The following is a 5,627-nucleotide window of genomic DNA, read 5'->3' as shown; positions in this document are numbered from 1 at the left end:
CGCGCGCCTCGGTGCCGTCCTGGAAAGCCTTCCCTATGCATCGGAGGTCATCTACGTCGACGATGGAAGCCGGGATCGGACCCTCGAGGTGCTCAGGATAATACGGGGCGCCGATGAGACAGTCGGCATCATCGAATTGAGCCGGAATTTCGGCAAGGAGGCCGCATTGACCGCGGGCCTGGATGTCGCGTGCGGTGACGCCGTCGTCGTCATCGACGCCGATCTGCAGGATCCGCCGGAACTGATCCCCGTCCTGCTTGACAAGTGGGAGCAAGGTTTCGATGTCGTCTATGCGACCCGGCGGACCCGGGAGGGCGAATCTTTCCTGAAGAAATCCACGGCCCACTGCTTCTATCGCCTGATGGGGAAAGTGAGTGACATCGACATCCCCGCCGACACCGGCGATTTCCGTCTGATGAGCCAGCGCGCGGTCGCGGCCATCGGCCAGCTCCGCGAGCAGAACCGCTTCATGAAAGGCCTGTACGCGTGGATTGGGTACCGCCAGACCTCTATCCTCTACGACCGGGATGCGCGCGCCTCGGGAAAAACGAAGTTCAACTACCGCCGCTTGTTGAAGTTCGCTATCGATGGCATCACGGGATTCTCGACCATTCCGCTGCGGATCGCCACGTCGGTCGGCTTGCTCGTCGCCGTCCCGGCATTTGGCATGGCGCTCTACACCGTTGGCAAGACGTTGCTGTTCGGCGATCCGGTGCGGGGCTATCCGTCCCTGATGACCGTCGTGTTAATGCTTGGCGGACTCCAGCTGTTCTTTCTCGGCATCCTTGGGGAGTACTTGGGCCGCCTGTTCAACGAATCCAAACGTCGACCGCTGTATTTGATCGCGGGCTACACACCCGCAAGAGATGTGTCGATGGAGGAGGGCGTCCCGCGTAGAACGGTCCAAGATGCAGCTTGGCAAAGAGGGGGACCTCAGCGCACCGTACCAATCAAACGGGGTGACAACCCGCTTCCCATAAACACAGCATACCCTCCTCCAAAAAACCATTCTGATTGGCGATGGTAAATAGTGGTAAACGCCAAATTAGCCCAATGATGTTGTCATTCAACATCAGTAATCTCGCCGCAAGGTATGCGTAATCTTCGATCTCATATTCTCCGGATCACTGCAGGGCCTAACTTTGAAGGAGAAATTTGAAATGAAAGTTCGACGTGGAGTAGTTGCTGCGGCAGCCACTTTGATCGCGGGTACTGCATACGCGCAATCAACCGTGACGCTTTACGGCGTGGCGGATGCGGGTATCGAGTATCTCAGCAATGCGCCGTCTGCTCGCAATGGATCGAACCTGGTTCGTATGAGTTCTGGGAATATGTCGACGTCGCGTTGGGGGTTGCGTGGCAGCGAGGATCTCGGCGGTGGTTTAAAAGCTGTTTTCGAGCTCGAGAGCGGATTTTCGCTTGATACCGGTGCTCTGAACAACAGTCCTAAACTCTTTGATCGGTCTGCGTTGGTTGGTCTAGGCAGCAAGTTTGGCACGGTGACTCTTGGTCGCCAAACAACCCCAATCTACGACACTGGACTGCAACTTGATCCGATGGGTTTTGCGCCGCGATATTCGCTGTATCGAAGCGATGACATTCTCGCTGGCCGCGCCGACAATTCGGTCAAGTATCGTGGGACGTTCGGTGGCGTGACCGCCAGCGCGCTTTACAGCTTCAGCCGAACGGGCGGCGGCGAGGTCCCAGGAAACTTCAAGGTTGATCGAAACATCGGCGTCTCGTTGATGTACGAAACCGGCGGTCTTGCTGTTGGGGCAGTCTATGACGAGTTTCGAGGATCCACGGTTGCAACTGACGAACGAAAGGATCGTCGTGCATTGGTGGGGGCCAGCTATGCTTTCGGACCGGCAAAGGCCTTCCTTGGCTATCGTTGGTTCAACGGCAATGCCGGCACATTGGCGGCCAACCGGGCGAATCTGTACTGGGCCGGGCTGCGCTATAGCATGACGCCGGCGATGACTCTGACGGGCGCTGCATATTACACCGACACGCGCAACTCCGGTGCCGATCCTCTCATGTTCGTGGTATCTGCCGACCACGCCTTCTCGAAACGCACGGACGTTTACCTAAACGTTGCCTATGCGAGGAACAAGAACGGATCGCAGCTCGGTCTGAATGGTTACAACTCGCTTTCGGGTGCGCCTACCAGTGTCGCGCCGGGCAAGAACCAGGTTGGTGCGGTTATCGGCGTACGCCACAAGTTCTAATCGAATCCTTTCCAGATCGACACTCCCTTGCTAACAACAAGAGAGCTTTTAGCCTCCAAATCGGGGGCTCTTTTTTTTAGAAAGTAGTGATGAAACTTGGAGAGGAACTGCCATATTCCGACATTCGGTGATGAAAGGGATTTGCAAATAATCTGGAATGAGTATTTGCAATACGAGCGCAAAGACCGGCGAGCAAGCGTGATACACACTCAAGAATCCTGAAGAGCGACAGGATCACGGGGCGATTGTTTTGCAGCGGCCGCGCGCTTGCAACGGATCCTTTCGAACCGAACGCAGTCGTGACGAGCGGACACTCGTCGACCCTCTTTCCGAACGACTGGGCATCTTATGGTCGAGAAGTACATGATTCGGGCGGTGCGGCACTTGCGTGACCATTTGGAGCAACTGTCCTCCCACTAGAACCTCACCAGATCCGATCCCGCGCGTCTGCGTGGTTTGGCCGACAGCTCGCCCACCGATGTACCGGATAGGCGTCACCTTGGGCGAGCCAAAGCCCGGCAAGCCGGGGTGATCGGCCTGTGCGCGGCCCTGGTTATCGCTACCGGCTATTGGGTGTCACCGAGCGGGTCGCTCGCCTGTCGGCTGGACTGGGCGCCAGGCTTGGCAAGCGTGGAACCGTAGCGCCCGCCGCTCCGGTGTACCTGACGGTGGCGCTGGCTTGGGCATCAGGGCAAGCTGGTCTTCAATGACGCGCCGTTGTACGCCGTGGCCGCGGAAGTATCGCGCTATCGACGGCAACCGGTGCGCGTGGCGGATGCAGCGACGGGTCAGTTGCATGTCAGCAGTGTCTTTAGTGCCGATGACACCGCTGGCCTGCTAGCCGCATTGCCGCAACTATTGCCCGTCGGCACACGCACCCTGCCGGATGGCAGCACCGAAATTTCGCGCTTCACTGATCACCGTCCGTGTGGGGGACGCCCTGCAGGTCCCCATTCCTATCCCGGTGTGACCGTGATCGCCACGCAAATTTTTACCCTGCCCTGGTCGAGCGCGTTGAAGTGCTGCGCGGCAGTAACGCGATCTATTGTGGTGGCGCCACAGGCGGGATCGTCTCGATCACCACGCGTCCTGCGGGAGGGGAGCCACGCGCGGACACGACCGTCTCGATGGCCACGCCGCTGTCGCGCTTGCGTGCCGACGGTCTGAGCGCCAACGTGCAGCAGCATTTGGCCGGCAGCAGCGGGATGCTCGGCTATGCCTTCGACGTCGGCGCCCGCCATATGGGGAATTCTTACGATGCGAACGGCCAGCGGCTCGCGCCGGAGCCAAGCCAGGGCCACACTCGCTATGCCTCCGACCCACGCGTGGCCAGGCTACCCGCGGGCAGAACGTTACCGCCGCGCGTGGGAACGGCCCGCGCGTCGAATGGCGTAAAGGGACTGTAGTAGTCGCGGTAGTAGACTGCGCCGACACCAGACTGCCGAGCAGATAGCGATGCTCATACTCGAGATTCACGAGCGTGTTGCGGATCTGGTTCTGGTCGGCCAGTTGCAGGCCGTCAAGCGCACGCGCCGGTCTGTCGCAATCACGTCTGGCCAGTCCTGCCACCGTCAGCGGGGGGGGGCGGTCGACTACAGCGCAGTGCTTGGCAAGCTTGGCGTCGCCCTCAAACCGGTAGAGGAACGCGAGTTTTACGCTGCCTCCAGCCAGGGTTTCAATCTGCCCGACATTGGTCTGCAGGTTCGGAACGCGCGCGCAGGATTCAATGTCGGTTCGTCTGATCTGCAACCGGTCAAGACCAACAACTACGAGCTCGGGTGGCGCGGTGCATTCGGCAATACGCTTGGCTCGCTGGCGATGTTCTACACGACCTCCGATCTCGGTGATGTGCAGAGGGGTTCAACAACGGGCTGATCCTGACCCGCACCGCGGAGAAGATCCTTGGCGTGGAAGCATCGGCCGAGTACGCCTCGAACGATGAGCGCTGGGGTGCGGGTGGCACCTTCACATGGATGCGTGGACGTGAAACGCCGCAGGGCGCCAGTAGTCAGCAAATGACCGGCTACCGCATCCCCCCGCTCAAGCTGGCCGGGCATCCGCAGTTTCGCCCGGTGCCGCAGTGGAACAACCGATTGCAGGCCACGTTCGTCGCCGGCCACGACTATCGCCTGAACTGTGTGGACACCGTGACGGTCGGCATTCAGAACCTGTTGAACCGCTACTACTACCCGCTCTACAGTCAACTGCTGCGCAACAGCAACAACACGAGTCACCTTCCCTGCGGCTGGCATCACGCTGAGGGCGATGTATCAGCATCGCTGGTGAAAATGCACGGCAAGGCCTCCTTGCCTTGTCATCCGTCGGATTCGCTATTGAGGACCGGATAGCCGATGGTGTGTCCGTTCCGCCGCAGGAGCACGGGGCAGTGGGGCTGGAGTCGCGAAGCATCCAATGACAGACAGCCCGAATGTCAGGCTTGGCCGGTCACCTCTTGCCATCTCAGGTAAAGGAAGATATAACGAAGCACAACCCCGTGACTCGGTTACCACGGGGCGGCTACAGCGGGGCACCCTCAGAAGACGACAGGTATCTTCCTGCGTTCGCGCCATCGCCGCACGTCTTAACCTTGTGGGGCGCCACGTGGCTGTACGCCTCGGACCTGCTGGGCATAACAGCCACGCTCAAGCTGTACGGTGCGGCCGGGGCGGCCTGCGCCAGGGCATGCGAGGCCAACAAGGTCACGGCAGCGGCCACTAGTATGCATCGTAGGATCATCATGGTTTTCTTTGCCGCGCTTATGCACGGCTTCTCCAGCCTGCGAACACTGTAGCTGGCCGTGCCTCACGCAAGCATGATGCGTGCGTTACGATCCTGTTAAGCTCAGGCGCGGCACTGTGCCCCTGCGGGGCATAGTGGCTTCCTGGTCGATGCCGGTAGCGGCTTGGTGGCGAGTGCTATGATGCGGCTGATCGCGGATTTCCTTTGACCTTGTCTCGCGGAGCAGGCGCATTCAATTTGGCAAGATCACACCATCCGCGAAAAGCGCAAGCTCAGCATGCTATCGGCGGAGAGTCTGGGCGAGGCGGTCCGCTGTCCGATTGCTCGATAGTCCGAGGCGTCGCGTGATTTCGTCACGCTGCAGCCCCTGGAGGAGGGCACGCCGGCAGTACGTGTTGCGTAGAATCCGCGGGCTCATATCCACCGCGTCGAAGCCGATGGCATCGAAGGCCTCGCGTACGATCTTCCCAAGACTCATGTACGTGATGGGGGTGCCGGTGCGCTTCAGAGTGAACAGCAGGTCGCCATAGACGGGTGCCTTGCGGCGGATGGCCAGCCATGCTGACAACGGCGCGACGGCAAAGGACTCAAGGTCGATGGTGCGAGGCAATTTCTGGGGTTTCGCCGGCACGTGCAAATAGAGGGGCGACGCGTCGGGGT

2 protein-coding genes and 2 pseudogenes are annotated in these 5,627 nt (G+C 60.0%); 3 read left to right on the top strand and 1 reads right to left on the bottom strand.

The annotated features are described in order from the left end of the window. The 3 genes and pseudogenes from WD006_RS29115 to WD006_RS29105 form a co-directional block, all read left to right on the top strand. Positions 1-1,027, top strand: a 1,027-nt coding sequence (locus tag WD006_RS29115; protein WP_425648358.1) for a glycosyltransferase family 2 protein, incomplete at its 5' end; no start/stop codon positions are given. Positions 1,028-1,160: 133 nt separating this feature from the next. Continuing rightward, positions 1,161-2,228: a porin gene (locus WD006_RS29110; RefSeq protein WP_060784778.1), complete on the top strand. Its 1,068-nt coding sequence runs from the start codon at positions 1,161-1,163 to the stop codon at positions 2,226-2,228. A 1,037-nt stretch (positions 2,229-3,265) separates the two neighbouring features. Then, a pseudogene (locus tag WD006_RS29105) lies at positions 3,266-4,514 on the top strand (TonB-dependent receptor domain-containing protein); the annotation flags it as partial. Between the two features lie 733 nt (positions 4,515-5,247). Here the strand turns inward: WD006_RS29105 and WD006_RS29100 are convergent. Beyond that, positions 5,248-5,627, bottom strand: a pseudogene (locus WD006_RS29100) (site-specific integrase); the annotation flags it as partial.

Origin of the sequence: Cupriavidus sp. Met-2 (genome assembly GCF_049843575.1) — a bacterium.
Lineage (GTDB): Bacteria > Pseudomonadota > Gammaproteobacteria > Burkholderiales > Burkholderiaceae > Cupriavidus > Cupriavidus metallidurans.
The sequence above is the reverse complement of the archived record's forward strand: the minus strand, read 5'-3'. Positions and strand labels throughout refer to the sequence as shown.

What these genes read in the sequence shown, in the direction of transcription:
- WD006_RS29110 (WP_060784778.1), top strand. Translation starts at nt 1,161, where the DNA reads ATGAAAGTTCGACGTGGAGTAGTTGCTGCGGCAGCCACTTTGATCGCG.